Raw genomic sequence first — 25,462 nt, forward strand, 5'->3', positions numbered from 1 at the left:
GTCCCTTGATCTCCGTCCGGTGCTCCCACCCGTCACGCCACCCGCGACGCCAGGTCGCCTAATCTCACCCCTGTGCGCTTAGTAATCGCTCGCTGCCAGGTCGACTACGCCGGCCGGCTCACCGCCCACCTGCCCATGGCCACCCGGCTGCTGCTCGTCAAGTCCGACGGTTCCGTGTCGGTGCACTCCGACGACCGCGCCTACAAGCCGCTGAACTGGATGAGTCCGCCGTGCTGGTTGATCGAGGACGGCAACCTCTGGATCGTCGAGAACAAGGCCGGCGAGAAGCTCGTGATCACGATCGAGAACGTGATCGACGAGGTGGAGCACGACCTCGGCGCGGAGCCCGGTCTGGTCAAGGACGGCGTCGAGGCGCACCTGCAGGAGCTGCTGGCCGAGCACATCACGACGCTGGGCGAGGGCTACTCGCTCGTGCGCCGCGAGTACCCGACCGCGATCGGGCCGGTGGACATCCTGGCCCGCGACGAGGGTGGCGCCGCGGTGGCCGTGGAGATCAAGCGGCGTGGCGAGATCGACGGCGTCGAGCAGCTGACGCGCTACCTCGAGCTGCTCAACCGCGACCCGCTGCTGGCTCCCGTGCAGGGCGTGTTCGCCGCGCAGCAGATCAAGCCGCAGGCCCGCACGCTCGCCGAGGACCGCGGCATCCGCTGCGTCACGCTCGACTACGACGCGCTGCGGGGCATCGAGTCCGACGAGTTCCGCCTGTTCTGAACGTCTGTGCTGGTCAAGCCCCCTTCCGCTGCTCCTGGGGCGCGCTGGGGGCGCAGTGCGGCGTCCACGGCTGCTCGCGTGCGGCTTTCGCTCTCCGGCATCAGGTGCGTGTAGACCTTCAAGGTGAATGCCGCCGAGCTGTGCCCGAGAAATTCGCTCACGGCCTTGATGGACTCGCCCGCGTCGAGCAGAACGGACGCGTAGTGGTGCCTGAGTGCGTGGCAGCCGTTTTCGCGCGAGCTGGGGATACCCACGCGCTCCTGCGCGGGTTTCCACACCTCCTGGTTGAAGTGATTGCGGTTGCACGCTCGGGACTCCCGTGTGGTCACCACGAGCCGCACCGTTGTGGGGGCGCCGGTGCCCTCCTCCCACGGAAGCTTCACCGTCACGGCCGGGTGCGCCGCAAGGTGCGCGGCCAGCTCATCGCGAACCACCGAGGGCAGCGGCACCTGCCGTACCTTCCGGCCCTTCGGCAACGCGAACACCAGCTTGTTGCCGACGATCTTGACCTGTCGCTGAACGTTCACCCATCCACGGAGGAAGTCCACGTCGTCGGGAGACAGGCCGAACATCTCACCTTGCCGAAGTCCCAGTCCGGCGCCCAGGGTGACGAACGGCCGGTAACGCTCGGGCAGCTGCTCGTGCATCCCGATCACCCACTCGCGCGGCCATGGCGTCACCTTCCGCGGGTCAGGACGGGGCGCGCTGACGCTTGACGAACGGGCGGGGTTCTTCCCGATCAGCCCATCGTCAACGGCGGCATTCAAGATCGCCGACACGTGGGAGAACACGACACCCCGGGTGCTTGCAGCCAGCGGCGAACCGCCGGACGTGCGGACGGCGGCCAACGACTTCAGCCACGACTGCAACGCCCCTGCTCTGATGCGGTTGAGGGGAGAGTTCCACAGCGGGTACGGCTCGACGTAGCGGCGCAACCGGTCGCCGATGTTCTCGCGGGTGAGCGCGTCCGTGGTCTGGTCCGCGAGCCACCGTGTCGCGTACGAGCTGAACAGCTCCTTGCCGGCGCGTACGTCGATGTAGGCGCCGGTCAGCTTGTCGGCCTCGACACGGTTGGCGTGAGCGTCCGCGTCGACCTTCTTCGCGAAGCTCTGCTTCCGCTCGTTCCCAGCCGGTTCACGCCACCTCACCAGCCAGCGCAGGCCGGTGCCGTACCTGTCCGTGCGCTCCTTCGCCGTGGTGCCATCCGGAAGCTTCACCGTTCGGTGCCAGCGATCCTCAACGCTCGCCATCGTCCACCTGGCCCACTGTGTCGACCCACTCTTCCCAGTCGACGCGACGATGCAGGTTGGCCCCCTCGTCCGTGATAGTCGCCTTGAAGGGCGCCGGAATTCGCTTCGACAGGAACGACCACGCCTCCCTGGCCGGTCGGTCCTCGTACGGCCTGTTGACACGGATGAACTCGCGAACCCGCGGGTCGTCGAACTGCAACCTGTCGTCGTGCCCTATCAGCGGCTGGTCGCCCACTGCCCAACGCCATACCGCGGCCCACGGGCGCTTCATCTCGGGCGCTACATCTGTGTCGTTGTCCCCTCGTTCCGTTGTCCGTGGCGGCAGCAGTATCCGCACCGGCGATACGCCGAGTGCCAGCGCCAAGGCAATCAGGTCGTCGGCGTCAACGCGGCGTTGCAGCTTCTCCACTCTCGTGATGCCGGTGGGCGGTATCGGCCGACCCAGTTCACTCAGTCGCTCAGCGAGCTCTCGTGTGGTCAGCCGCTGCTCGTTACGTAGGGAACGCACGTTCTCGGCGATATGTTCGCCGATCGGACCGATGTCGTTGGCCCGCTTCTCGGATCCCGTTGCTGCCATGATCGCAGCTTTCCATACGTCTTGACATATGACAACCCCTCGCATAGCTTGCTATCAAGTTCGCATAATCTCTGCGGAGAATGGAGAAAAGATGCGCGAGTTAAAGCCGAGGCTCGCCACCCGCGCTGAGGTCGCCGAGTACCTCGGCGTGCCGCCCGCGACGCTCACCCAGTGGGCACATCGCGGGAAAGGGCCGGCGTACGCCCTGTGCGGCCGTCACGCCCGCTACGACTGGCGTGACGTGGAGGCGTGGCTCTCCGCCCGGAAGCGGGGCGGGGGCAAGGTCGCGTGCTGAACCCAGAGACGCGAAACGGCGGCCCAAGGCAGGGGGCCGCCGCCGCTAAAAGGACGAACGCCAGATCATCCGACGGCGCTGAGTCTACCCGCCCGGAGCGACAACTCCGCATCGCGACGTGCGACGTGTACGAGCCCGCGGCCAGAAGGCGGCGGTACCTCGCGCTCGTCGCGCGCTGCCCGCACTGCGGTGGTTCACACCAGCACTACGCCAACACCCTCGGCGACCTGCTGACTGGCATCCGCTCCGGCTGTGGCCGCGCCTACCGGCTTCGCTGCACCCGCCTGTTCAACGCCGGGGGTGTGCGTCATGGCTGACGACCACGACGTCGTGGTGCTCACCCGCTCCGAGTACGCCGCGCTCTACACCGACGCCGCGGCCTGGCGTGAGCTGTGGGCCTCCGAGCACGTCCGCGACCTGCTCGCCGAGTGGCGAGCGTGGCGCGAGCGGCGCGACCTGTCCGAGTCCACTGCGGCGATGGCCGCGCTCGTCGACTGGCGGGCCGTCGCCAGCGCGCCGAGCTACGTCGAGCTGCAGCGGCGCCGCTCCTGCTACGAGAAGCCGCCGCGGACACCCGAACAGATTCGCGCCCAGGCCCGCTGGTCCTGGCGCGTGTTCATGACCCAGGGGAGGGCCGCGTGAGCGAGTACGGCCAGGACTTCCCCGGCGTCGAGGCGGACGAGCCGATCAGCGTTGTGGCCTTCCCGCAGCTGCCGGTGGACGCGCTGCAGGGCACCGCCGGCAGCATCGTCGAGGCCGTCATGCCCTTCACCGAGGCGCACGAAGCCGCCGTGCTCGCCACGCTGCTGGCCCGTTTCGGCTGCGCCATCGGGAACTTTCCGCACCTGCGTGCCGACAACCGCACCCACGCCGCGCGCATCTACCCGTTGGTCGTCGGCAAGACCAGCACTGGCGCCAAGGGCACCTCGGCCGGCGTGGTCGATGCTCTCTTCGCCGCCGTCGGGCACCACAGCGAATGGGCGGTTTCGAAGGTGTCCGGGCTGTCCTCCGGGGAAGGGCTCATCGAGCTCGTTCGCGACGGCACCGGGGACAACCCCGACGCGAAGAACTTCGACGAAGGCGTGGCCGACAAGCGGTTGTACGTCGAGGAATCCGAGTTCGGGGGCACGCTCTCGGTGATGGAGCGCAACGGCAGCATCCTGCCCAGGGTGCTGCGGGAAGCGTGGGACGGTGCCGTTCTGCGCACCCTGACCCGGGCCTCACCGCTCACCGCCACCGGTGCCCACATCACCATCATCGGGCACGTCACCCCCGGCGAGCTGAAGATCAAGCTCACCGAAGCGCAGATGTCCGGCGGCACCCTGAACCGGTTCCTGCCCATCGCGTCCCGCCGCACGAAGTTGTGCCCGGACGGCGGGAACATCCCAGACCAGGTGCTCGACGCCAGCGGCCGTGTCCTCGCCGACCGGATCCAGCACGCCCGTGGACTCGACGAGATCAAGCGCACCCCGTCCGCTGACGAGCTGTGGCGTCAGCAGTACGCGCACCTCCGGCGTGAGCTCCCAGACGGTCAGGTCTCCAAGATGCTCGCCCGGGCCGTTCCCCAGGTGCTCCGCCTGTCCCTCGCGTACGCCTTGCTCGACGGGCACACCGAGATCGACGAGCCGCATTTGAGGGCCGCTCTCGCGCTCTGGGAGTACGCCACGGAGACCGCCGAATGGATGTTCGGCACCGAGCCCGACAGCGGCGAGCAGGACGCCCTGGTGGCCTTCATCGCCACCGCCGGCGCCACGGGCAAGACCAAGACCGAGATCGGCAACGAGCACTACGGGAAGAACAAGAAAGCGGCCGAGATCGACGCCGTACTCACCCCACTGCTCCGTGACGGTCGGATCCGACAGGAGACGACGAGAGGCCGTGGCCGACCTTCCACGAGGTACTACGCATGCTGACCCCCACGGAATTAACGGAGATACGGACAAACCCTCTGACCTGCGGAAACACCACGGACTTATTCCGAAACTCCGTAACTCCGCGGATTAAACCCGCGACGTTTCCGCACGTCAGAGGCTTAACCCGTAAATCCGCTTTCTCCGTAGACCAACTACCTGAAGGAAACCGCGTGACCCACACCGAAGGCAACGCATTCGTCTCGTGCAGCCACTGCCAGGTCCCCGTGGAGATCTACCCGCCCGATGACGGTCACGACGTCACCGTCACGTGCGGCCGGTGCGCAGGGACCGCTTGCGCCGTCATCGACGCCACCCCGGAAGGCGTCGCCGAGGTCGGCCGGTTCGTGGTCGTTGGCGAATCCGAGCGGCACGTGCGCGACCTCATCGGCGGCGACACCGCGCAGCGCGACGACGAAACCGGCAACGACTGCGCCGACTGGCTACATGAGTTCCTCTCCGCCGGACCCGTGAAGTCGGCCGAGGTCTACAAGGCCGCAGACGCCGCCGGCTTCTCCAAGGACCAGGCGAAGCGAGCCAAGAAGAAGCTCGGCGTCATCGCCACCCACCCCGACATCAAGGGTCCCTGGTTCTGGGAGGTCCCCGCCGACGACGAGCCCCAAGGGAGCACCCAAGGGAGCAAGGGAGCGGACTCCCACGCACCCGCTCCCTTGCACCCCTTGAGCGCTCCCTTGGACGACGAGTGCATCCAATGCCACCGAAACGCACCACACCGAAACCCGAACACCTGGCTCTGCGCAGCCTGCGAATCAGAGGAGCACGTGGCATGAGCAACCGGCCGAAGCTCACCCCACCACCCGAGTTCCGCCGCTACGCCAAACGCGTCCGCTGCACCGACTGCAACTCCGAGACAGGTCGGCCACGTCGCGACGAACACGGCATCTGGCACGTACCGCTCCTGCACGATCCGTGGTGCCCCGTGCTCAACGGCCAGGTGTCCACGCTCGACATCCACACCCACGCACTCACCCGGAAGGAAACCGCGTGACCGCGACCGAACCGAACACCAACGTGGTCATCGACCACACCGAGATCGTGGGCGCATTCGACAGCCTCCCCGACTGCCCCCACTGCCCATCCGAGCCCGCCATCGCCGTCCCGTCCAACGACCCGCACAGCTGGTCCGCCGTCGTACTCCACCAGCAGGATTGCCGCGGCATGGCCGACGCCCGCGAGGCCCGCAGCAACCTCGACCACCACCTGCGGCTCCTCCTCGGCGAGGAGGGCGGCCAGTGAAGATCCCCGACCCCCTGAGGGACTGGCTCGTGGCCATCGGCGCGTTCACCGTCGCCGTTGCCGTCGCCGGCCTGATCGCGCTGAGCATCGTCACCGTCCAAGACGCCATCGCCAAGCGGCGCCGAAGGACGAACGCGGAGCAGAGCGGGCAATGACCACGCTCGAACCACGGTTCGCCCTTGCAAGGGCGAACCGTGGTCCATCCCTTGCGCACCTGCCTTGCGCAGGGGATCGGTCCCGTTTTTTGGTACCCCCGAGGGGTAGGGACCGCTGGGGCCAGTCGATCTCTCCCCACGGTTTTTTCCACCAACAACACACCGTTTCAGACTTGGAACGGGCTACGTCGTGGGCCGATCGTGGCTGGTCGCGGCCGATGACGGCGGGATCTACCCAGCCGTGCACAGGAAACAGGAGGATGACACATGATCAAGATCGTTGAGGCGCCGCCGCGGCGGGAGTCTGTCGAGGAGTTGCGGGAGCGGCTGCGTGCTCGCGCAGCGGGTGCTGCCGCGCTGCGTGAAAGCGTCCCTGGCGCTGGCGAGAACGCGCTGATCGATCTGCTCGCAGCGCACGCGCTGGCCGCGAGCGAGGGGCGAGTCAAGGTGATGCAGGAGCAGGCCGCGTCTCCCTCGGGGATGATCTACCGTCCGGCGTCTGAGCCGGATGCTGAGTGGCTGGAGTTCGAGGTCCCGGCCGAGCGGGAGTTCCCGGAGTCGCGCGTGCGGGTCGCTGAGGGGTGGGCGTGATGGTCACTTCGTGTGTCCCTCCGTACGCGGCAGAGCCGATCTGGCCTGGAACGGCCAGCGTGGAGCGTGCGCAGCCGGTGCGAGAGTCCGATCGGGATGGACTGTTGGCGCGTGGTTTGGCGCGGGTTGCCGCTGATCGGGCGGACCCTGCCCGGGCTCGTCGTCGTGGCCTGGAGGCTGCCGCGCGTGCCACTGGCCGTTCTGTGGCCGATGTGGAGCGTTCCGCAGCCCAGTTCGGGGTGTCTGGGCGGTCTCGTGAGGTGGCCGACCGGCGGGACGCTGATGACTGGGCTGAGCTCTACATTCGGGCGGTCGAGTGCGGCGTGGGTTGGCAGACGCGGATCGTTCCTGACGACTGGGAGCCAGCCTAGGAAGCCGACGCACTAGGCCCCCACCCCACATGACGAAAGGCCCCTGATCTCTCCAGGTCAGGGGCCTTCTCGCGTGGGTTGGTCTACTTGATGAGGGTCAGGAGTTTCCGGCCGAGGCGTTCCTTGCGTCCGCTGCCTCTGCAGCGTCGGCATGCGCGCCACGCTTTGCCGCTGGGGGAGCGGAATCGTCCGGCGCCGTTGCAGCGTCCGCACGGGGCGAACGGCCAGATGATGCACGCGATGACGTAGAGCGCGATGAGGGCGAGCGCGACGAGCACGGCTTCAACGGTCACTGTGGTTCCCGTATCTGAAGGGGTAAGGGGTGGGTAGGCCTGGCGGGCCGCTAGCCGCTAGGTCGCTGGTCAGCGGCCCGCCAGGGGTCTAGGTGGGGGGATAGGTCTAGCCCTGTTCGCCGCTAGTGAGTGCGTCGAGCGCGTAGCCCTTGCGGTTGCTGCCGGCGCCGTCTGGGCCGTTGGCCCACACCTGTGTGGGGCGGACCCCGAACGGGCGCAGCGCGGCCGCGAGCTGCTCGGCGGTCCACCCGGTGTAGACCTCGGGGCGGAGCTGGGCGAGGCGTTCCAGGACGGTGGTGGTCCACAGCTTCGGCTCGTCGCCGAACACGGCCCGCACGTCGTCGAGCACGTTGACCACGTGCCGTTCCTCGCCGACCGCGGCGCCGGTGAGGGTTCCGGCCTGCTCGCGCAGCAGCCGGGCCACCTGCACGGCCTTCTTGGCGTCCTCACCGTCCACGAAGTAGCCGCGCACGATCTGCGGCTCATCCGCGGCGCCCACAAGCCAGCCGACGCCCTTGTCCGAGGGCCGCAGCATGGTGGCGCGGATGCCGTTGCGGTACGCCGACGTGCCCAGGATCATGTCGTTCTCCAGCTGGCCGGCCACCCGCAGGCAGTACCGAATGCCGACGTTGGCGGAGATGGCCGTGGGCAGGCTGTCCTTGTCGGGCCGCTGGGTGGCAAGGAGCAGGATCACGCCCAGGGCCCGACCGCGCTTGATGATTCCCGTTGCCAGCCGAGCGGCTTCCTTGCCGTAGCTGGGATGCGCGAACAACTCCTGACATTCATCCACCACGAACGCCAGGGGCCGCAACTCGGACACTTCGGCGGCCAATCGCGGTGTCACCTTGTTCTCGGGAGCCCGGCCGGCCTTGGCCAGCTTCTTCAGCGTGGCCGCCCGCGTCTCCAGCTCGGCGTACACCTCGCGCATGGAGGCCACGCACTCGGCCGCGGTCTCGTCGTCGGCGCCGGACCCGAAGTGGTGCGCCACCGCCTCCAGCGGATCCAGGTCACCGCTGCCCTTGAGTTCGTATATCCGCAGCTGGCACAGCGGGTCCATGGCTGCGCCGAGCACCAGCACCCGCAAAGCGAACGTCTTCCCGGCGCCGGGCAAGGCTCCAATCAGGACATTGGAGTACATGAGGTCCACACCGACCGGCCGGCCGCGCTGGTCGGTGCCGAACGGCAGCGCGGTGAAGATGCTGTGCGGCTTGCCCGTCTTGAGCAGCGGCCACGGCGTCGGCTTCGCCTTGGCCATGTCGACGTCACCGCACCAGATGACCAGTCGCCCGGCGTGGGCATCCGAGACGGGCTCGGGCCACACCGCGCCCAGGGGGCGCCGCAGCCCGGCGGAGAGCCGGTCACGGCGTTCGATGACGTCGGATGCGGTGACGCCGTACGGGAGGTCTACCTCGGCGCGCCAGCCGGGGCCGTGCCGCTGGATCGGCGCGGGGAAGGTGATCCGGGCACCCTTCGCGGTCATCGCGGCGATACCGAGGGAGGACAACGCGCGCTCGACCTGCTCGGAGGTGAGCCGTTCGTAGCGTTCCACGACCACGGCGTGCCCGGTCACGGGCCGGTCCTTCGGCGCACCGAGCACACCCAGCGCTGTCACGGTGCCCGCGGTCATGAGCGCGGTGACCCAGCCGGGGCCGAGGAGCACCACCAGGACACCGCCCACGGTGACCAGGGCGACCACGAGGGCGGCCACGATCGCCCGGTGCTTGACGTGCTCGCCGTGCTGCCGATCCAGCCGCATGTAGGTGTCGGCGTCGGAGCGGCGCACCGCGTCGAGACGCACCTGGTGAGACTCGGTGTCTAACACCCACCGCCCACCAGCCACCAGGATCTTCACCAGCCCGACCGGGGACCAGGCCACCAGCTTCGCGGCGTACAGCGGCACCCGCACCAGGTGGTAGGCCAGGACGTGCCCGGTGTGCCCGGCGGCCCACCGCGCCACTTCCTTGGCCTCGTCGGTGGAGTGCATCCACGCGGGCAGCACCGGGCGCCGCTCCACTCGTTTCGCGCGCAACCGGGCCGGGGCCTGCTCGGCGGTGTCGACGGGCTGGGGTTCCTCGATCAGCTCGCCGTCCAGCACCGGTACGGCCTGCTCGACCTCGCCCGGCTCGTCGGCGGGCGCGGGGGTGGCGCCGCGGAACGGCACCACCTCGCCCACCTCGTCGTCGCGTTCGATGCGCTCGGCGGTCATCGGGCCTCACCGCCAGCCACGCGCAGCGACGGGCGTCGCTCGGACTCGAGCTGGCGCAGCAGCCCACGCGCCTGGTTCTCGCTGATGCCCAGCTCCCGCGCCAGGCGACCCCGCCCGACCTTCACACCCTCGGCATCACCAGCGGCCACCAGATACCTGGCACGGTCCACCAGGTCATCACCAGCTTGTCCAGCATGCTGGACAAGCTGGGCATGGCCCTCGGGGGCCGAGTCGACGCGCCTGGGCGCATCGACCGAGGTCTGCCGGGTGACTGCCAGGGCCGCCAGGTGGGCCACCGCGCCCAGCACCGCTGGTGGCACCGCGGCCACCGCAACCACCGCCCACCACGGTGGCGTCACCTGGTAGGCCACCAGGGCGTGGCTGGTGGCGTTCCCGCCCACCGACAACGCGATCATCGTCAACGCCAGCGTGCGGGCGAACCGCCGGGCAGCGCCCGGTGCGTCACCTGTCAACCACAAGCGCGTGGCCACCAGCGCGGCGGCGTCGATGCACACCGGCAACAACCACGCCAACCCGGCGGGTGTCCCGGCCAACACGGCCAGCTGCCGGAGCGCGTCGAACGACAGCACCGCAGCCGCGCCGGCCACCACCGCCAGCCCAGTCCACGTGATCCACGAACGCCTCATCGGGTCACCCCCGGGCAGTACAGGCCCGCGGTGACCGTGGCGACATGCAGCACGATCACCAGCACCAGGAGCACGGCCAGCGCGAGCGCGAGCACCAGATAGCCACGCCGAGGGGTGGGCGCCGGGGGACGGTTGAGCGCGCCAGGGAGCGTCAGCCGGTCGTCTGGCCACGGCTCGCCGTAGCGGCCCCCGGTGAAGCGCCACAGCGCGTCCAAGGCACCGGTGAGGGCGTCCAGACCGCCCTCGTCGTAGCGGTCCCCGGTCTGGTCCAGCGCCAGACTGTGCTCGTCGCGCTCCTCGCGCAACGTGCGCTCCAGCATCCCCAGCTGGGGGTACGGCTCGGCGGTCATCGGGAACCACCACCACGCACGATGCGGAGCTGCCCGCGGCGAGCGGTACGCCGCGTGGGGGAGCCGGGGATCACGCGCAACGGCGGCCGCATGCCGAGGTAGGCCTCGGCTGCCCGCAGCTCGGTCTCACGGTGGTGGCGGATCAGCGTCCGGGCCACCTCGTCGCGCGCATCGAGCCGGGCATGCACCTCGGCAAGCTGACGGCCCACTCTCTCGGTCGCTTCGAGCGTGGTGCTCAGCAGCACGCGGATCTCGCCCAGGCCCTGGGCAGTAGTGTCATTCAACGGGTCCACTCCTTGTCAGTGGATCAAGGCCCTCGGTTGGTGTTCGCACACCGCCGGGGGCCGCCTTGTTCTGTTGGCTCCTGGGGCGCACTGGGGGCGCGCCAGGCTGTAAGCGGCTAGAAGTTGTTGGAAGTAGCTAGAAGCTGTTTGAGCAGGTCAGCAGCCATCTGGTCGCGTTCGCGCTGGTAGCGCGTTCGCCGACATCAGTTCCGCCTGTTCTGACCTCCGCGACGGCTGTCACCAAGTCACCAACACGTGCCGATTTGCCGTGTGGCATTCACCCGCGGGAAATCGTGCGGTAATGTGCGCCCGCAGGTTGATCCCTGATGAGTGTTGTTGACTGGTGTTGATTCCGGAGGTGGGCTGGTGACCGTCCTTGCCCAGGCGGATCTGCGGCTCGATGCGAACGCGATCGACTACTTACTGCTGGCCTTCTACTTCTTGCTGGTCCTCGGAATCGGCTATCTGTCGCGAAGGCAGGTGTCCACCAGCCTCGACTTCTTCCTGTCCGGCAGGTCGCTGCCGGCGTGGGTGACCGGGCTCGCGTTCATCGCTGCCAACCTGGGCGCCATCGAGGTCATGGGCATGTCGGCCAACGGCGCCCAGTACGGCATGCCGACCGCGCACTACTTCTGGATCGGCGCGGTGCCGGCCATGCTCTTCCTCGGCATCGTGATGATGCCGTTCTACTACGGCTCCAAGGTGCGCAGCGTTCCCGAGTTCATGCTGCGCCGCTTCGGCAAGCCCGCGCACCTCGTCAACGGCATCAGCTTCGCGCTCGCGCAGATCCTGATCGCCGGGGCGAACCTGTTCCTGCTCGCGAGCGTGGTCAACCTGCTGCTGGGCTGGCCCATCTGGGTGTCGATCATCCTCGCCGCCGTGATCGTGCTGTCCTACACGGCGCTCGGAGGTCTCTCGGCCGCGATCTACAACGAGGTGCTCCAGTTCTTCGTGATCGTGGCCGCGCTGCTGCCGCTCACGATCGTCGGCCTCTACAAGGTCGGCGGGTGGGAAGGCCTCGTCGACAGGATCAGCGGCGGCCCCGGCGGCGCCGAGCAGCTCGACTCGTGGCCCGGCAACCAGCTCACCGGTTTCGGCAGCAACTTCCTGTCGGTGCTGGGCCTCGTCTTCGGCCTCGGCTTCGTGCTCTCCTTTGGTTACTGGACCACGAACTTCGTCGAGGTCCAGCGCGCGATGGCGTCCAAGAGCATGTCGGCCGCGCGGCGCACCCCGATCATCGGCGCGTTCCCGAAGATCCTCATCCCGTTCATCGTGATCATCCCGGGCATGATCGCGGGCGTCACCGTCACCGAGCTGGCGGGCGAGAACAAGGAAGCACTGCTGAACGGTGACGCCGCGCCGAGCGGGGCGACGTTCAACGACGCGCTCCTGCTGCTCATGCGCGACCTGCTGCCCAACGGCATGCTCGGCATCGCGATCGCCGGCCTGCTCGCCTCGTTCATGGCCGGCATGGCGGCGAACCTGAGCTCGTTCAACACGGTGTTCACCTACGACATCTGGCAGGCCTACCTCAAGAAGGACCGGCCAGACGACTACTACCTGCGCACCGGCCGCGTGGTGACGGCGGCGGCGACGGTGCTCGCGATCGGCACGGCGTTCATCGCGTCCACCTACAGCAACCTGATGGACTACCTGCAGCAGCTGTTCTCGTTCTTCAACGCGCCGCTGTTCGCCACGTTCATCCTCGGTATGTTCTGGAAGCGCATGACGCCGACCGCGGGCTGGACGGGCCTGGTCAGCGGCACCGCGGCGGCGGTCACGGTGTTCCTGCTCGCCGAGACCGGGGTGTGGGACCTGCCGGGCCAGGGCGCCTCGTTCGTGGGCGCCGGTGCGGCCTTCGTGGTCGACGTCGTGGTGAGCGTCGTGGTGACCTACGCGACGCAGCCCAAGCCCGAGCCGCAGCTCGTCGGCCTGGTCTACTCGCTGACCCCCAAGGAGAACCTGCGGCACTCGACGACGGGTGAGGACGCGGGCTGGTACCGCAACCCGGGCCTGCTCGCCGGGATCGCGCTGGTGATCACCATCGTGCTGAACTTCATCTTCTAGGAGGAGCGGACCATGGCACACGAGTCACGCTCGCGCCGCGCGGGCGTCTTCGACATCCGGCTGATCATCGCGCTGCTCATCGGCGTCTACGGCGCGGTGCTCACCGTGCTCGGTCTCGGGTTCACCACCGACGAGGACATCGCCAAGGCCGCGAACGTCAACATCAACCTGTGGGCGGGCCTCGCGATGCTCCTGTTCGCGGGGCTGTTCGTGCTCTGGACCTGGCTGCGGCCGCTGCGCGTGCCCGAGGACGGGCAGGCGATGCAGCAGGAGAGCGGGGAGTAGGAACCGGCGTGCGGTCCCCGCGAGTCCCCCGCTCCGGACGGCGAGTCCCCCGCTCTGGATGGCGAGTTGCCCGCTCTGGATGGCGAGTTGCCCGCTCTGGACGGTGAGTTGCCCGCTCTGGGAGCGCAAGATTCACGAGCGAGAGTGCGCGACTCACGTGCGTGGGCGGGGGACCCGTGTGCTGGAGTGGGGGACTCGCGTGCTGGAGTGGGGGACTCGCGTGCCGGGGCGGGGGACTCGCGTGCTGGAGTGGGGGACTCGCGTGCTGGAGTGCGGGACTCGCGTGCCGGAGCGGGGGACTCGCGCAGGGGAGTGGAAACCCAGGTTCCGTGCACGGAGCGCGCGCCGTCCGGCTAACGTGCTCTCGTGCTGAATCGTGTCTCGTCGCGTCCGGTGTTCGTGCTCGGCATCGTCCTTCTCGGACTCGCGAGTGGGTGCGCGGGTGAGGACCTCTCCCGCTCGAACTACCAGCGCACCACGGTGACCGCCGAGGCGGGCAGCGGGCAGGGTGGCGTGCCTGCCGGGCCGATCACCGACCCGGCCTTCGGGCTCTCGGCGCTGCGCTCGGTGGACCCGTGCGAGCTGCTCTCGGGCGACGACGTGATCGGCGACCTGGGCACCGTCTCGGACGAGCCGTACGAGTCGGAGTGGGGCTCCTGCCGGGTCGACGTGCAGGACGCCGGCGGCAAGACCGTCGAGGTGGGTGTCGACCTCGGCGCCTCGCCGATGGGCGTGGACCCGACCGGGGCGATCGAGGGCCTGCCGTTCCTCGAGAACAAGCTCGACGACGTCACCTGCTACAGCACCGCGATCTACTCGGAGCAGCCAGCGCTCGGGGTCACGGTGCAGACCGGCTACCAGGGCGGCAACCCTTGCGACGTCGGCTACACGACTCTGCAGAAGGTGGTGCGGGCGCTACGGGCGGAGCCCGCGAAGTACGACGTACCCGCCGGCTCGCTGCTGGAGGCCGACCCGTGCGCGAGCGCGGACGAGGCCGTGCTCGCTCAGGTGCTCGGCGGCAGCCCGAAGCGGATGGCGATGGGCCTGCACAAGTGCGACCTCTCCTTCGGGGCAGAGCCGACGATCAGCGTGCGGTTCCGCGCGGGCTATCCGCCGGACACCACTGACGGCGGCACCGAGGTCGACCTCGGCGGCGGGGTGAAGGCCATCCAGGAGCCCGGCAGCACCGACACCGCCGAGTGCAGCGTCGAGTGGGTGCACCGCCCCGGCGAGGACGGAGCGAACGAGCTGGCGACCGTGGACTACTACGACTACAACGACGGGGCGAGCAAGGACGACGCCTGCAGCCGTGCGCTGGAGGTCGCCAAGAGCGTCGCCCCCAAGCTCCCGACCGCTTAGCTCTTCCGGGTCTTTCGCCACTTGGCGTCAACCGGCCCCCGGCAAGTAGGTTGAACCTGCTACCCGCACATAGCCGTGGCTGGAGGTACGCATGAAGAAGATCATCAACGATCCGGCGACCGTGGTCACCGAGTCACTGCGAGGGCTCGCCGCCGCGCATGCCGATCTGCTCCGCGTCGGCTACGACCCCGACCACGTTGTGCGTGCCGACGCGCCCGTGAGCGGCAAGGTCGCGGTCATCTCCGGCGGCGGCTCGGGGCACGAGCCGCTGCATGGGGGGTTCGTCGGTCCCGGGATGCTGCATGCCGCCGTTCCCGGCGCCGTGTTCACCTCGCCGACGCCGGACGCGGTGCAGGCCGCCATCTCGGCGACCACCGGTGAGGCCGGTGCGCTCTTGATCGTCAAGAACTACACCGGCGACGTGCTCAACTTCGAGACCGCGGCCGAGCTGGCCTCGGCGGAGGAGCTCGACGTGCGCAGCGTCGTGATCGACGACGACGTCGCCGTGGCCGACTCCACGTTCACCGCGGGCAGGCGCGGGGTCGGCGGCACGGTGCTACTGGAGAAGCTCACCGGCGCCGCCGCCGAGCGCGGGGACAGCCTCGACGACGTGGAGGCGTTGGCGCGCAAGGTGATCGGCCAGGTGCGCTCGATCGGCGTCGCGCTGACGGCGCCCACCGTGCCGCACGTCGGCGAGCCGAGCTTCGACCTGGCCGGCGACGAGATCGAGTTCGGCATCGGCATCCACGGCGAGCCGGGCAGGGAACGCATCAAGGCGGAGCCTGCCGACTCGCTGGTGGAGCGCATGATCTCGGCCGTGGTCGAGGACGTGCCCTTCGGCGACGGCGACGAGGTGCTGCTGTTCACCAACTCCATGGGGGCCACCCCGCTCATCGAGCTCTACCTCGCCCACGGCATCGCGGAGCGCCTGCTCGCCGAGCGTGGCATCCGGGTGACGCGCAGACTGGTGGGGCCGTACATCACGAGCCTGGAGATGCAGGGGATCAGCGTGACACTGTTGCGAATGGACGACCAGCTCACCGAACTGTGGGACGCACCGGTCAACACACCGGCGTTGCGGTGGGGGATGTGATGGGCTGCGATGCAGCTGCCGTCGCGGCCCTACTGCGGGCAGGGGCCGCCACGATCGCCGAGCACAGGGTGGAGCTGACCGACCTCGACCGGCCGATCGGTGACTCCGACCACGGCGAGAACCTGAACCGCGGCTTCACCGCCGTCGTGTCCACGTTGGACACGGCGGTTCCGGAGACGCCGGGTGGCGTGCTCAAGCTCGCGGCAACCACGCTGATCTCCAAGGTCGGCGGTGCCGCGGGTCCGTTGTACGGCACGGCTTTCCTGCGTGCCGCGACGACGCTGGGCGACAAGTCCGAACTGGACGCGGCCTCGGTGGTCGCGGCGCTGCAGGCCGCGCTCGCCGGGGTGGTGGCGCGCGGCAAGGCCGACGTCGGCGACGCGACGATGGTCGACGCGCTGAGCCCCGCCGCCGCGGCTGCGGAGGCCAGCGAGAACAACGGGATAGCCGGGTTACTGGCGGCCGCGGCGGACGCCGCCGACCAGGGCGCGCAGTCCACGGTGCCACTCGTCGCGCGCAAGGGCAGGGCGTCCTACCTCGGCGAGCGCAGTGTCGGGCACCTCGATCCCGGCGCCCGCTCGACCGCGCTGCTGTTGCGGGCCTTCGCCGAGGCGGTGCGATGAGGGTCGGTCTCGTGGTCGTGTCGCACAGTGCGCGGCTGGCCGAGGGCGTGGTGGAGCTGGCGGCGCAGATGGCGCCCGACGTGACGGTGCTCGCCGCCGGTGGCCTGCCCGACGGCGGGGTCGGCACCGACTACGACTCAGTGGTCGCCGCCGTGCAACGTGCGGACTCCGGGGCCGGGGTGGTGCTTCTCTACGACCTCGGCAGCGCGCAGATGACCGCCGAGCTGGCCGTGGAGAGCCTGGCCGATCCGGGGTCGGCCGTGGTCGTCGACGCCCCGCTCGTGGAGGGTGCCGTGGCTGCCTCGGTCGCCGCGCAGGGTGGTGCCGATCGCGCCGCCGTCGCCGAGGCCGCGGCGTCGGCGGGAGCGCCGCCCGCCGTCGAAACCGGCCTCGCCCCCGAGGCCGGTGCCCCGCAGACCACGCGACTGACCTTGCACAACGAGGTCGGCCTGCACGCTCGGCCCGCAGCGCTCCTGGTGCGCAGCATCGCCGGGCTCGACGCGGACGTGCGGATCCGGCTTGGCGACGACGAGGCGGACGGGCACAGCGTGCTCGCGCTCATGTCCCTCTCGGCGCGCAAGGACGACACGATCGACGTCAGCGCCACCGGACCCCAGGCGGGCGAGGCCATCCGGCGGATCGAGGCGCTCGCCGAACGGAACTTCGACGAGTAACGGCGCAGTTGTGCGTCATCCGGCAGGCCTTCGACACGATCGACTACCGCGGGACTGCTCGCCGAGCGCTCGCTGACCGAGGTGGACGCGAACGTCGAGACTCCGGTGCCGGGGTTCACGTCCTGCGACGTTCTTGGCGTGCACGTCGGGAACCACGGTGCAGCCGTCGCCGGGACGGCGGACGTTCACCGGTGCCGAGAATGCGGACCCGCGCTTCTCGAGCGGTCTCACCGGGCAGCGGTTCGAGGAGCCGGGGGCTCCCCGCACGTGGCGTCCGCGAGACGATCGGCTCCCCTGCAGCGAGTGCGACACCCTGGAGCTCGCGTCCCGTACGGGCCGTTGCCCGGCGTCGGGGACGGCTGCGCCAGGGCACAGGAGCCGGCCGAGCCGGTCTGGCCGAGGTAGCACCCGTTACTCAGACGGCAGCGCGAGGTCGCGGCGGTGTTCGTGCGGGCAGGCGGCCGTGCGATGTGGCGCGTGCGCTCGCGAACACGGCGTGGCCGAAGCCGCCCCGGCCTGATTCGATTCCGTACTGCTTCCCGATCGACGGCGTGGGACCATCGGAACTCTTACTCATCGGTAACCCTCGTGGAGGCGGCCGTGGCACGTGAGTTCTCGACCGTGGGAGTCGTCGGCCTCGGCACGATGGGCTCGGGCATCGCGGAGGTACTGGCCAGGAGCGGCCTCTCGGTGATCGCCGTCGAGGTCGACGACGCGAGCCTGGCCAGGGGCCGTGGGCACCTCGAACACTCCACCGACCGCGCGCTCGCGCGGGGCAAGCTCGACGAGCAGGGGCGCGGGCAGCTGCTGGAGCGCGTCCGCTGCACCACGTCGCTGACCGACCTGGCCGAGGCGGACCTGGTGATCGAGGCGATCCCGGAGAGCCTGGAGCTGAAGGCCGACGTGTTCGCACAGCTGGACAAGATCACCCGCCCGGACACGATCCTGGCGTCCAACACCTCCTCGCTGTCGGTCACCGAGATCGGCGTGCACACCTCGCGGCCCGGCAAGGTCGTCGGGATGCACTTCTTCAACCCGGCGCCGGTGCTGAAGCTCATCGAGGTCGTGCGCACGGTGGTCACCGAGCCGGACGTGGTGGCCGACGTCGTCGCGTTCGCGCAGCGGCTCGGCAAGACACCCGTGGTGATCGGCGACCGCGCCGGGTTCATCGCCAACGCGCTGCTCTTCGGCTACCTCAACCACGCCGTCGAGATGTACGAGCAGCGCTACGCCACGCGCGAGGACCTCGACGCGGCGATGCGGTACGGCTGCGGCTACCCGATGGGCCCGCTCGCGCTGCTCGACCTGATCGGTCTCGACACCGCCTACGAGATCCTCGACACGATGTACCACCAGTCGCGCAACCGGCTGCACGCTCCGGCGCCGCTGCTCAAGCAGATGATCACCGCGGGGCTGCTCGGCAGGAAGACCGGGCGCGGCTTCTACGCCTACGACGAGCCGGACTCGCCCACGGTCGTCCCGGACGGCGCGACGCCCGTGGCGTCCACAGCGGGCCAGCCGGACGTCCGGCCGGTGCGGACGGTCGCCGTGATCGGCACGGGAACGATGGCCACGGGCATCGCCGAGGTGTTCGCCAAGCGCGGCTACGACGTCGTGCTCCGGGCGCGCAGCGAGGAGAAGGCGCAGGTGTCGATCGGCCGGGTGCGCAAATCCCTCGACAGGGCCGTGGTCAAGGGCAGGCTCACCGAGGCCGACGCCGAGGCCGCGCTCGCGCGGATCACGCCCGCGGTGGAGTTCGCGGAGCTGGCGCGCGCAGACCTGGTGGTCGAGGCCGTCGCGGAGCAGCTGTCCGTCAAGCAGGCGGTGTTCGCGGCGCTGGACGAGGTGGCCAGGCCCGGCGCGGTGCTGGCGACCACCACGTCGTCGCTGCCGGTGGTGGCGTGCGCGGCTGCCACCTCGCGGCAGAGTGACGTCGTCGGCATGCACTTCTTCAACCCGGCGCCGGTGATGAAGCTCGTCGAGGTGGTGAGCACGATCGCGACGGCACCGGACGTGGTGGCCACGGCCCACGCGGTGTGCGCCGACCTGGGCAAGCATCCCGTGCACTGCGGCGACCGCGCCGGCTTCATCGTGAACGCGCTGCTCTTCCCGTACCTCAACGACGCGGTGCGGATGCTGGAGGCGCACTACGCCGAGGCCGACGACATCGACACCGCGATGAAGGTCGGCTGCGGGCTGCCGATGGGGCCCTTCGAGCTGCTCGACGTGGTGGGGCTGGACGTGTCGCTGGCCATCCAGCGCACGCTGTACAACGAGTTCCGGGAGGCAGGCTTCGCCCCGGCACCGCTGCTGGAGCATTTGGTGACCGCAGGCAGGCTCGGCCGCAAGACCGGCAAGGGATTCCGGGACTACACGTGAGTTCTCAGCCGCAGCCGCAGGCGCCACCGCAGCAGCCGCCTCCGCCTCCGGCGGGCACAGGCGCGCTCGCCGAGCCGGTGAGCGCCACCGTGGTGAGCAGCTTCACCGTGTCGTCGTGCCCCTCGGGGCAGCTCGCCGGCGAGCTGGACTCGCTCATCGGCCGGTTCAGCTCGAAGGTCGAGGTGCATTCCCGGCAGCGGTAGGCGTAGGTCGGCATGCGCACGATTATCGCCGCGAGCACCCGTGGTGGGAAGCTGGACCGGTGGATCTTCCGGTCATCGAACACGACACCCCGCACTTGAGCCGGGTGACGCCGTCGCTGCTCGCCGCGCTGGGCGTGCCCGGGTTCGCGGGCTCGCTGGACCTGCCGCCGGTCTCGCGCGCATGCGTACTGCTGATCGACGGCCTCGGCTGGGAACTGCTCGACGCCCACGCCGGAGACGCGCCCGTGCTCACCGAGCTGCGGCGCGCCCCGCTGCGCGTCGGCTACCCGGCCACCACCGTTGCCGGGCTGGCCGCGATCGGCACCGGTGTCGCCTCGGGCGAACACGGCATGGCGGGGTACACCTTCGAGGTGCCGGGCGTCGGGGTGCTCAACGCGCTGCGCTGGTGCCGCCACCCGGAGGGCGGTGACCTGAGCGGGGAGCTGTCCGCCGAGCAGGTGCAGCCGATGCCGACGACGTTCGACCGCGCGGCGGCGGCCGGGCTCGCCACGAGCGTGGTGTCGTCGGCGAAGTTCGCCGGCACCGCGCTGACGAAGGCCGTCCTGCGCGGCGGCCGGTACGTCGGCGTGCACGCGCTCGGCGACCTGGCGGCCGCGACACTGGACGCGCTGCGTCCCGAGCGCGCGTTCTGCTACGCCTACCACAGCGAGCTCGACATGCTCGGCCACCTGTACGGCCCCGGCACGCCCGCCTGGCGGATGCAGCTGGCACAGGTCGACCGCCTCGTCGAATCCATTGTGGATGGACTGCCCGCCGGGTCGGTGCTCGCCGTCGTCGCCGACCACGGCATGGTGCGGCTCGACGAGACGGTGCTCGACCTCGACGCGGTACCCGCGCTTGGTGACGGCGTCCGCGCGCTGGCGGGTGAGGTCCGCGCCCGCCACGTGCACACGGAGAACGGCGCCACGGCCGACGTGCTCGCCACCTGGCGCGAGCTCCTCGGCGACCGGGCGTGGGTCGTCGAGCGCGAACAGGCGATCGAGCAGGGCTGGTTCGGCCCGCGCGTGGCCGACCAAGTGCGCCCGCGCATCGGCGACGTCGTCGCCGCGGCCCGCGGCCGCTCGGGCCTGCTGCGCCGGACGACGGAACCCCTCGAATCGGCGCTCGTCGGCCAGCACGGCTCGTTCACCAGCGCCGAACAGCTCGTGCCGCTGGCACTCGCGTTCGGGTGAAGCCCCTTCCCGGTGCGTGCCCCGCCGTGCGGCGACGTTCGCGCGGAGGGCCCCGTCGCATGGCGAGCTGACCGAGCGGCTCGCCGGCGTGGGCCTCGGTGAGGACGGTCCGCGCAGCCGGCCACCGTCCACCGTCGACCGTGCACCGGCCCGGCCTTCCTCCGGGCCGGTGACCGTCGCCGAGCACCCGATACCGTGGCGGTCATGCCCCGACGGAACCGCCAGCGGCGAGACGCGCGCACACTCGGCGTCGCCACCGGCTGGGCTCAGTCGGAGGCGGCGGACGACGGCGACTGGCTCGTGCGCACCGTGCCCGGCTCGCAGGCGACCAAGACCTACCGATGCCCGGGCTGCGACCACGAGATCCGGCCAGGCGTCCCCCACGTCGTGGCCTGGCCCGCCGACGAGACCGGGTCGGTCGCCGACCGGCGGCACTGGCACCGCGCGTGCTGGCAGGCGCGCCAACGGCGCAGGCCCACCCGCAGGCGCTGAGCGCACCGCAGAGCCTGAGCCCACCCGCAGGCGCTGAGCGCGAGCAGGCGCACCAATGGGCGCTGCCGCATCCGCAAGCGGCGGCCCACCCGCGGTGCCCGAGCACACCGCGGGCCCGGGCGCACCGCAGGGCCTGGGCGCACCACCAAGCGGCGGGCGCACCACCAAGCGGCGGCCTGCCCGCAGGCGGTGAGCGCACCGCAGAGCTTGAGCGCATCCGCGGGAGCAGGCGTGTCGACGGTGCAGCCGCATCCGCAAGCGGCGGCCCACCCGCGGGGCCCGAGCACACCCGGGCCCGGAGCGCGCGCCCCGGGGAGCCCGGACGCACCACCAAGCGGCGGCCTGCCCGCAGGCGCTGAGAACACCCGTCGATATGAAGTTGTCGGCCCTCACGGCCGGCTGCGGTAGAACTTGGCGGGCACCCCCTCGTAGTAGTCCTCCTTGTACTCGGCGAACCCGAGCTTGTGGGCGATGCGCTGCGCGGCCACGTTGCCGACGTTGGTGACGATCACCACCGGCCGCTCCGGCACCGCCCGGCTCGCCCAGCCGACCACCGCGTTCGCCATCTCCAACGCGTAGCCCTTGCCCCACGCCTCCGGGCGGAACCGGTAGTACAGGTTCAGCACCGGCTCGCCATCGAGGTCCCTTGCCTGCACCCCGCCGACGCCGATGACGCGACCGGACCCGGCTTCCACCACCGCGACGTAGCCGAACCCGTGCTCGGTCCAGTGCCGCCGCCAGCCCGTGACCAGCGCGCGGGCGTGCTCGGCGGTGGCGGGGAAGGCGTCGTGCGGATGGGTCGCCGGGTCGGACTGGATCTCGACGACCGAGGGCAGGTCGGCCTCACGGAAGCGGCGAAGCACTAGCCGCTCCGTCCGGGTCTCGCCCAGCTCGGTAGCCATGCACTGAAGCTAGCCGCCACCTCCGACAGAATCCGGGAATGGCAGATCTCCCGCTCGTGCTCCTGCACGCCTATCCCGTCGACGCCCGGATGTGGAACGCCGTCCGCGAGCCCTTGGCCGCGCGGACCCGCGTGATCACGCCCGACCAGCGAGGACTCGGCCGGACGCCGCTGCCCGAATCGGACCGGGAGCCCAGTCTCGACGACGCCGCCCGCGACGTGCTGGCGCTGCTCGACAGGCTCGAACTGGAGCGCGTGGTGCTGGGCGGCTGCTCGATGGGCGGCTACGTGACGCTCGCCGTGCTGCGCGCCGCGCCGGAGCGGGTCGGCGGGCTCGTGCTTGTCGACACCAAGGCGACCGCCGACACCGACGAGGCGAGGGCCAACCGGCTGACCGCGGCCGAGCGCGCCGAGAGCGAGGGCACGGCGGGCTGGCTCGCCGACGCGATGTTGCCGAACCTGCTCTCCGAGGACACGCGCTCGTCCCGGCCCGAGGTCGTCGCCACCGTGCGCGAGCTGATCGACGCGCAGCCGCCCGAGGGCGTGGCGTGGGCGCAGCGGGCGATGGCGGCGCGCCCCGACTCCACCCAGGCGCTGCGCGAGGCGGGCGTGCCCACGCTCGTCGTGGTCGGCGAGCACGACGCCGTGACCCCGCCCGAGGCGGCCAGGGAGATGGCCGAGGCGGCCCCGGACGGCAAGCTCGTCGTCCTGCCCGGCGCGGGACACCTGACGCCGCTGGAGGCTCCCGAGGGCGTCGCCACGGCGATCCTGGACTGGCTGCCCGGTCAGGCCAGGTAGGCGGCCAGCGCCTCGCGGGCCTCGGCGAGCCGGTGCGGGAAGCGCCGGGCCACCACGAACCGCCAGCAGACCCCGAAGAGCCGCCGCAGCTCGGCGAACGGCGTCAGCCCCGCAGGGTCCGGACGGCCAGGATAGGCGGCGAGCGCGGCCGCGCCGTCGATCAGCGACGTCCGCGCCAGCACCGCGAGGTCCCACGCGAGCGGACCGCGCCAGGTGTCCTCGAAGTCGGTCCACAGCGGGCCCTCGTCGGTGACGAGCAGGTTGCCGGGGTGGGCGTCGCCGTGCAGCGGCTGCACGGGCCCAGGCGCGCGGGCGATCGCCTCGGCGACCTCGCCGAGGCGGGTGCGCAGCGCGGGCAACGCGTCGCCGAGTTCGTCGGCGAGCAGGCCGAACATGCGGCGCAGCTCGGCGGCGGGCCCGTCCGACGGCAGCTCGCCGGGGTAGCCGCGCAGGGCCTCGTGGACCTGCGCGAGCGACGCCGCGACGTCCGCGGGAGCCGGCACCTGCGCGGGATCGTGACGGACATAACGCCAGAAAGTGACGGGCAGGCCTTTGACCAGGTGAGGGCCGGGCGGAGCGTCGGTGGTCGGCGGGACGACCGGCGCGCCGAGCCCGGAGAGGAATGTGGCCAGCCGCACATCGCGCGCGAGCCAGTCGGCGATGCCGGGCCGGGTCAGCAGGGTCGTCGCGGGCACCCTCGAGACCACGTGCCCCAGCCTCACCAGCACATTCGAGCGATCAGCGAGCACGACGGGCTCACCCGCGGGCAGGCCGTGCTCGCGGGCCGCCTCGACGGCGACGGCCACCGCCCGGGTGACGTACGGATCCCGCACGAGCCGATCTTTGCAGGCGGCTGGCAGGCCCGGAAACGCTCCGGGCTACGATCCCCCTAGCCAACGTGGGTCCCCCGCCCATGGCTGAGGAGCAAGGATCACGGGGTTCGAGAGCAGGAGGCAGGAGTGACGGCCGTAGCCCCCAAGCCGATCGCGACGCGTCCATACCCGGCGCACGAGTCGGCGAAGGGTTCGTACCTGCTGCGGTTGTTCCGCACGACGGACCACAAGCAGATCGGCATCATGTACCTGGTCACGTCGTTCGCCTTCTTCATGGTGGGCGGCGCGATGGCCATGCTGATCCGCACCGAGCTCGCGAGGCCAGGGCAGCAGTTCCTCTCGCAGGAGCAGTACAACCAGCTGTTCACCATGCACGGCACGGTGATGCTGCTGCTGTACGCGACGCCGATCCTCTTCGGCTTCGCCAACTTCGTGCTGCCGCTGCAGATCGGCTCGCCCGACGTGGCGTTCCCGAGGCTGAACGCGTTCTCGTACTGGCTGTACCTCTTCGGCGGGCTCATCGTGATCTCCGGCTTCCTCACGCCGGGTGGCGCCGCCGACTTCGGCTGGTTCGCCTACACGCCGCTCTCCGACGCGATCCACTCACCCGGAGCGGGAGCCGACCTCTGGATCACCGGGCTGATCGTCTCCGGTCTCGGCACCATCCTCGGCGCCGTCAACATGATCACGACGATCGTGTGCCTGCGCGCGCCCGGCATGACGATGTACCGGATGCCGATCTTCACCTGGAACATCCTGGTCACGAGCATCCTGATCCTGCTGGCGTTCCCGATCCTCACCGCCGCGCTCATGGGCCTGCTGGCCGACCGGCACATCGGTGCCCACGTGTTCGACCCAGCCACCGGCGGCGTGATCCTGTGGCAGCACCTGTTCTGGTTCTTCGGCCACCCCGAGGTGTACATCGTCGCGCTGCCGTTCTTCGGCATCGTGTCGGAGATCTTCCCGGTCTTCAGCCGCAAGCCGATCTTCGGCTACAAGGGCCTGGTCTGGGCGACACTCGGTATCGCGGCCCTTTCCGTGGCGGTGTGGGCGCACCACATGTACGCCACCGGCGCGGTGCTGCTTCCCTTCTTCGCCTTCATGACGTTCCTCATCGCGGTGCCGACCGGTGTGAAGTTCTTCAACTGGATCGGCACGATGTGGAAGGGGCAGCTGTCCTTCGAGACGCCGATGCTGTTCTCGGTCGGCTTCATCGTGACGTTCCTCTTCGGTGGTCTCACCGGCATCCTGCTGGCCGCGCCCGCCATCGACTTCCACGTTTCGGACAGCTACTTCGTGGTGGCGCACTTCCACTACGTGCTCTACGGCACGATCGTGTTCGCCACGTTCGCCGGCATCTACTTCTGGTTCCCGAAGATCACTGGCCGGATGATGGACGAGCCGCTGGGCAAGCTCCACTTCTGGACCACGTTCATCGGCTTCCACGCCACGTTCCTCGTCCAGCACTGGCTGGGTGCCGAGGGCATGCCGCGCCGGTACGCCGACTACCTCGTGACCGACGGCTTCACCACGCTCAACACGATCTCCACGATCGGCGCCTACCTCCTCGGTGCCTCGACGCTGCCGTTCATCTGGAACGTCTTCAAGAGCTACCGCTACGGCGAGGTCGTGACCGTGGACGAC

The 25,462-nt window shown here is 70.1% G+C and carries 31 protein-coding genes; 21 read left to right on the plus strand and 10 right to left on the minus strand.

Annotated elements, in window-relative coordinates; translation table 11 throughout:
- The first annotated feature begins 72 nt into the window (after positions 1-72).
- On the plus strand, positions 73-732 hold the full coding sequence (gene nucS, locus FCN18_RS25420; protein WP_112271187.1) for an endonuclease NucS: 660 nt from the start codon (positions 73-75) through the stop codon (positions 730-732).
- On the opposite strand, the gene FCN18_RS25425 is transcribed toward nucS, so the two are convergent.
- Together FCN18_RS25425 and FCN18_RS25430 are read right to left on the minus strand one after the other, a co-directional pair.
- Positions 684-1,982: a tyrosine-type recombinase/integrase gene (locus FCN18_RS25425; RefSeq protein ID WP_137096282.1), complete on the minus strand. Its 1,299-nt coding sequence runs from the start codon at positions 1,980-1,982 to the stop codon at positions 684-686. The two genes, nucS and FCN18_RS25425, sit on opposite strands and share 49 nt — an antisense overlap.
- Positions 1,969-2,559 carry a helix-turn-helix domain-containing protein gene (locus tag FCN18_RS25430; RefSeq protein ID WP_137096283.1) on the minus strand — a complete coding sequence of 197 codons (591 nt, stop codon included), beginning with the start codon at positions 2,557-2,559 and terminating at the stop codon, positions 1,969-1,971. The genes FCN18_RS25425 and FCN18_RS25430 overlap by 14 nt, the downstream gene beginning before the upstream one ends.
- Before the next feature lie 91 nt (positions 2,560-2,650).
- Here FCN18_RS25430 and FCN18_RS25435 point away from each other — a divergent pair, with 91 nt between their 5' ends.
- The 9 genes from FCN18_RS25435 (at position 2,651) to FCN18_RS25470 (ending at position 6,767) form a co-directional block, all read left to right on the plus strand.
- The gene (locus FCN18_RS25435; protein WP_137096284.1) at positions 2,651-2,854 is read left to right on the plus strand and encodes a helix-turn-helix transcriptional regulator; all 204 of its coding nucleotides are present in this window, start codon (positions 2,651-2,653) and stop codon (positions 2,852-2,854) included.
- Between the two features lie 125 nt (positions 2,855-2,979).
- Positions 2,980-3,171 (plus strand): hypothetical protein, encoded by a 192-nt coding sequence (locus FCN18_RS25440; RefSeq protein ID WP_137096285.1) that lies wholly within the window; start codon positions 2,980-2,982, stop codon positions 3,169-3,171.
- Positions 3,164-3,496 (plus strand): hypothetical protein, encoded by a 333-nt coding sequence (locus FCN18_RS25445; RefSeq protein ID WP_137096286.1) that lies wholly within the window; start codon positions 3,164-3,166, stop codon positions 3,494-3,496. The genes FCN18_RS25440 and FCN18_RS25445 overlap by 8 nt, the downstream gene beginning before the upstream one ends.
- Positions 3,493-4,767 (plus strand): DUF3987 domain-containing protein, encoded by a 1,275-nt coding sequence (locus FCN18_RS25450; protein WP_137096287.1) that lies wholly within the window; start codon positions 3,493-3,495, stop codon positions 4,765-4,767. Before FCN18_RS25445 ends, FCN18_RS25450 begins: the two co-directional genes overlap by 4 nt.
- A gap of 170 nt (positions 4,768-4,937) precedes the next feature.
- Positions 4,938-5,555, plus strand: a complete 618-nt coding sequence (locus FCN18_RS25455; protein WP_137096288.1) for a hypothetical protein — start codon at positions 4,938-4,940, stop codon at positions 5,553-5,555.
- Complete coding sequence (locus tag FCN18_RS25460; protein ID WP_137096289.1) at positions 5,552-5,773, plus strand: hypothetical protein; 222 nt, start codon at positions 5,552-5,554, stop codon at positions 5,771-5,773. Before FCN18_RS25455 ends, FCN18_RS25460 begins: the two co-directional genes overlap by 4 nt.
- A complete protein-coding gene (locus FCN18_RS25465; RefSeq protein WP_137096290.1) occupies positions 5,770-6,021 on the plus strand; it encodes a hypothetical protein in 252 nt (83 codons plus the stop codon). The genes FCN18_RS25460 and FCN18_RS25465 overlap by 4 nt, the downstream gene beginning before the upstream one ends.
- On the plus strand, positions 6,018-6,176 hold the full coding sequence (locus FCN18_RS39220) for a hypothetical protein (RefSeq protein WP_158303179.1): 159 nt from the start codon (positions 6,018-6,020) through the stop codon (positions 6,174-6,176). Before FCN18_RS25465 ends, FCN18_RS39220 begins: the two co-directional genes overlap by 4 nt.
- A 267-nt stretch (positions 6,177-6,443) precedes the next feature.
- Positions 6,444-6,767, plus strand: a complete 324-nt coding sequence (locus tag FCN18_RS25470) for a hypothetical protein (protein ID WP_137096291.1) — start codon at positions 6,444-6,446, stop codon at positions 6,765-6,767.
- Positions 6,768-7,221: 454 nt separating this feature from the next.
- Here FCN18_RS25470 and FCN18_RS25475 read toward each other — a convergent pair whose 3' ends face one another.
- The 5 genes from FCN18_RS25475 to FCN18_RS25495 all read right to left on the minus strand — a co-directional run bounded on the left by FCN18_RS25475 (position 7,222) and on the right by FCN18_RS25495 (position 10,918).
- Positions 7,222-7,431: a hypothetical protein gene (locus tag FCN18_RS25475; RefSeq protein WP_137096292.1), complete on the minus strand. Its 210-nt coding sequence runs from the start codon at positions 7,429-7,431 to the stop codon at positions 7,222-7,224.
- A gap of 106 nt (positions 7,432-7,537) precedes the next feature.
- Entirely contained in the window at positions 7,538-9,637 is a 2,100-nt protein-coding gene (locus FCN18_RS25480) for an FtsK/SpoIIIE domain-containing protein (protein ID WP_137096293.1), read from the minus strand.
- Positions 9,634-10,284: a DUF2637 domain-containing protein gene (locus FCN18_RS25485; RefSeq protein WP_137096294.1), complete on the minus strand. Its 651-nt coding sequence runs from the start codon at positions 10,282-10,284 to the stop codon at positions 9,634-9,636. Before FCN18_RS25485 ends, FCN18_RS25480 begins: the two co-directional genes overlap by 4 nt.
- On the minus strand, positions 10,281-10,634 hold the full coding sequence (locus FCN18_RS25490; protein WP_137096295.1) for a hypothetical protein: 354 nt from the start codon (positions 10,632-10,634) through the stop codon (positions 10,281-10,283). The genes FCN18_RS25485 and FCN18_RS25490 overlap by 4 nt, the downstream gene beginning before the upstream one ends.
- Positions 10,631-10,918, minus strand: a complete 288-nt coding sequence (locus FCN18_RS25495; RefSeq protein ID WP_113643826.1) for a hypothetical protein — start codon at positions 10,916-10,918, stop codon at positions 10,631-10,633. Before FCN18_RS25495 ends, FCN18_RS25490 begins: the two co-directional genes overlap by 4 nt.
- A 366-nt stretch (positions 10,919-11,284) precedes the next feature.
- Between FCN18_RS25495 and FCN18_RS25500 the strand changes: the two genes are divergently transcribed.
- The 7 genes from FCN18_RS25500 to FCN18_RS25535 all read left to right on the plus strand — a co-directional run bounded on the left by FCN18_RS25500 (position 11,285) and on the right by FCN18_RS25535 (position 19,398).
- Complete coding sequence (locus FCN18_RS25500) at positions 11,285-12,985, plus strand: sodium:solute symporter family protein (protein ID WP_137096296.1); 1,701 nt, start codon at positions 11,285-11,287, stop codon at positions 12,983-12,985.
- A 12-nt stretch (positions 12,986-12,997) separates the two neighbouring features.
- Positions 12,998-13,270: a hypothetical protein gene (locus FCN18_RS25505; protein ID WP_137096297.1), complete on the plus strand. Its 273-nt coding sequence runs from the start codon at positions 12,998-13,000 to the stop codon at positions 13,268-13,270.
- Between the two features lie 366 nt (positions 13,271-13,636).
- Positions 13,637-14,629 carry a hypothetical protein gene (locus FCN18_RS25515; protein ID WP_137096298.1) on the plus strand — a complete coding sequence of 331 codons (993 nt, stop codon included), beginning with the start codon at positions 13,637-13,639 and terminating at the stop codon, positions 14,627-14,629.
- A gap of 91 nt (positions 14,630-14,720) precedes the next feature.
- A complete protein-coding gene (gene dhaK, locus FCN18_RS25520) occupies positions 14,721-15,722 on the plus strand; it encodes a dihydroxyacetone kinase subunit DhaK (protein ID WP_112271191.1) in 1,002 nt (333 codons plus the stop codon).
- On the plus strand, positions 15,722-16,345 hold the full coding sequence (dhaL, locus tag FCN18_RS25525; RefSeq protein ID WP_112271192.1) for a dihydroxyacetone kinase subunit DhaL: 624 nt from the start codon (positions 15,722-15,724) through the stop codon (positions 16,343-16,345). The genes dhaK and dhaL overlap by 1 nt, the downstream gene beginning before the upstream one ends.
- Entirely contained in the window at positions 16,342-17,019 is a 678-nt protein-coding gene (dhaM, locus tag FCN18_RS25530; RefSeq protein WP_112271193.1) for a dihydroxyacetone kinase phosphoryl donor subunit DhaM, read from the plus strand. Before dhaL ends, dhaM begins: the two co-directional genes overlap by 4 nt.
- 600 nt (positions 17,020-17,619) lie before the next feature.
- A complete protein-coding gene (locus FCN18_RS25535) occupies positions 17,620-19,398 on the plus strand; it encodes a 3-hydroxyacyl-CoA dehydrogenase family protein (RefSeq protein WP_137096299.1) in 1,779 nt (592 codons plus the stop codon).
- 4 nt (positions 19,399-19,402) lie between these two features.
- On the opposite strand, the gene FCN18_RS25540 is transcribed toward FCN18_RS25535, so the two are convergent.
- Positions 19,403-19,615 (minus strand): FmdB family zinc ribbon protein, encoded by a 213-nt coding sequence (locus FCN18_RS25540; RefSeq protein ID WP_112271344.1) that lies wholly within the window; start codon positions 19,613-19,615, stop codon positions 19,403-19,405.
- A gap of 45 nt (positions 19,616-19,660) precedes the next feature.
- Between FCN18_RS25540 and FCN18_RS25545 the strand changes: the two genes are divergently transcribed.
- Positions 19,661-20,794 carry an alkaline phosphatase family protein gene (locus FCN18_RS25545; protein WP_137096300.1) on the plus strand — a complete coding sequence of 378 codons (1,134 nt, stop codon included), beginning with the start codon at positions 19,661-19,663 and terminating at the stop codon, positions 20,792-20,794.
- Positions 20,795-20,998: 204 nt separating this feature from the next.
- Positions 20,999-21,286, plus strand: coding sequence for a hypothetical protein (locus FCN18_RS25550; RefSeq protein WP_112271197.1), 288 nt, complete (start codon positions 20,999-21,001; stop codon positions 21,284-21,286).
- 389 nt (positions 21,287-21,675) lie between these two features.
- On the opposite strand, the gene FCN18_RS25555 is transcribed toward FCN18_RS25550, so the two are convergent.
- A complete protein-coding gene (locus FCN18_RS25555; RefSeq protein WP_137096301.1) occupies positions 21,676-22,188 on the minus strand; it encodes a GNAT family N-acetyltransferase in 513 nt (170 codons plus the stop codon).
- Between the two features lie 38 nt (positions 22,189-22,226).
- Between FCN18_RS25555 and FCN18_RS25560 the strand changes: the two genes are divergently transcribed.
- Positions 22,227-22,985: an alpha/beta fold hydrolase gene (locus FCN18_RS25560; RefSeq protein ID WP_137096302.1), complete on the plus strand. Its 759-nt coding sequence runs from the start codon at positions 22,227-22,229 to the stop codon at positions 22,983-22,985.
- On the opposite strand, the gene FCN18_RS25565 is transcribed toward FCN18_RS25560, so the two are convergent.
- Positions 22,973-23,818 carry a phosphotransferase family protein gene (locus FCN18_RS25565; RefSeq protein ID WP_137096303.1) on the minus strand — a complete coding sequence of 282 codons (846 nt, stop codon included), beginning with the start codon at positions 23,816-23,818 and terminating at the stop codon, positions 22,973-22,975. The two genes, FCN18_RS25560 and FCN18_RS25565, sit on opposite strands and share 13 nt — an antisense overlap.
- A 126-nt stretch (positions 23,819-23,944) precedes the next feature.
- On the opposite strand from FCN18_RS25565, the gene ctaD reads away from it, so the two are divergent.
- A partial coding sequence (gene ctaD, locus FCN18_RS25570) for an aa3-type cytochrome oxidase subunit I (protein ID WP_228714123.1) occupies positions 23,945-25,462 on the plus strand: 1,518 nt, incomplete at its 3' end.

It is taken from the genome of Prauserella endophytica, from assembly GCF_005146945.1.
GTDB classification, from domain to species: domain Bacteria; phylum Actinomycetota; class Actinomycetes; order Mycobacteriales; family Pseudonocardiaceae; genus Prauserella_A; species Prauserella_A endophytica.

Excerpts from the sequence above, each read along its gene's own strand:
- FCN18_RS25460 (WP_137096289.1), top strand. The coding sequence starts at position 5,552 with ATGAGCAACCGGCCGAAGCTCACCCCACCACCCGAGTTCCGCCGCTAC.
- FCN18_RS25550 (WP_112271197.1), top strand. The coding sequence starts at position 20,999 with ATGCCCCGACGGAACCGCCAGCGGCGAGACGCGCGCACACTCGGCGTC.
- FCN18_RS25430 (WP_137096283.1), bottom strand. The coding sequence starts at position 2,559 with ATGGCAGCAACGGGATCCGAGAAGCGGGCCAACGACATCGGTCCGATC.
- FCN18_RS25425 (WP_137096282.1), bottom strand. The coding sequence starts at position 1,982 with ATGGCGAGCGTTGAGGATCGCTGGCACCGAACGGTGAAGCTTCCGGAT.
- FCN18_RS25555 (WP_137096301.1), bottom strand. The coding sequence starts at position 22,188 with ATGGCTACCGAGCTGGGCGAGACCCGGACGGAGCGGCTAGTGCTTCGC.
- dhaL (WP_112271192.1), top strand. The coding sequence starts at position 15,722 with ATGGGCTGCGATGCAGCTGCCGTCGCGGCCCTACTGCGGGCAGGGGCC.
- FCN18_RS25470 (WP_137096291.1), top strand. The coding sequence starts at position 6,444 with ATGATCAAGATCGTTGAGGCGCCGCCGCGGCGGGAGTCTGTCGAGGAG.
- FCN18_RS25445 (WP_137096286.1), top strand. The coding sequence starts at position 3,164 with ATGGCTGACGACCACGACGTCGTGGTGCTCACCCGCTCCGAGTACGCC.
- FCN18_RS25485 (WP_137096294.1), bottom strand. The coding sequence starts at position 10,284 with ATGAGGCGTTCGTGGATCACGTGGACTGGGCTGGCGGTGGTGGCCGGC.
- FCN18_RS25505 (WP_137096297.1), top strand. The coding sequence starts at position 12,998 with ATGGCACACGAGTCACGCTCGCGCCGCGCGGGCGTCTTCGACATCCGG.
- FCN18_RS25490 (WP_137096295.1), bottom strand. The coding sequence starts at position 10,634 with ATGACCGCCGAGCCGTACCCCCAGCTGGGGATGCTGGAGCGCACGTTG.
- dhaM (WP_112271193.1), top strand. The coding sequence starts at position 16,342 with ATGAGGGTCGGTCTCGTGGTCGTGTCGCACAGTGCGCGGCTGGCCGAG.
- FCN18_RS25560 (WP_137096302.1), top strand. The coding sequence starts at position 22,227 with ATGGCAGATCTCCCGCTCGTGCTCCTGCACGCCTATCCCGTCGACGCC.
- dhaK (WP_112271191.1), top strand. The coding sequence starts at position 14,721 with ATGAAGAAGATCATCAACGATCCGGCGACCGTGGTCACCGAGTCACTG.
- FCN18_RS25435 (WP_137096284.1), top strand. The coding sequence starts at position 2,651 with ATGCGCGAGTTAAAGCCGAGGCTCGCCACCCGCGCTGAGGTCGCCGAG.
- FCN18_RS25480 (WP_137096293.1), bottom strand. The coding sequence starts at position 9,637 with ATGACCGCCGAGCGCATCGAACGCGACGACGAGGTGGGCGAGGTGGTG.
- FCN18_RS25540 (WP_112271344.1), bottom strand. The coding sequence starts at position 19,615 with ATGCCGACCTACGCCTACCGCTGCCGGGAATGCACCTCGACCTTCGAG.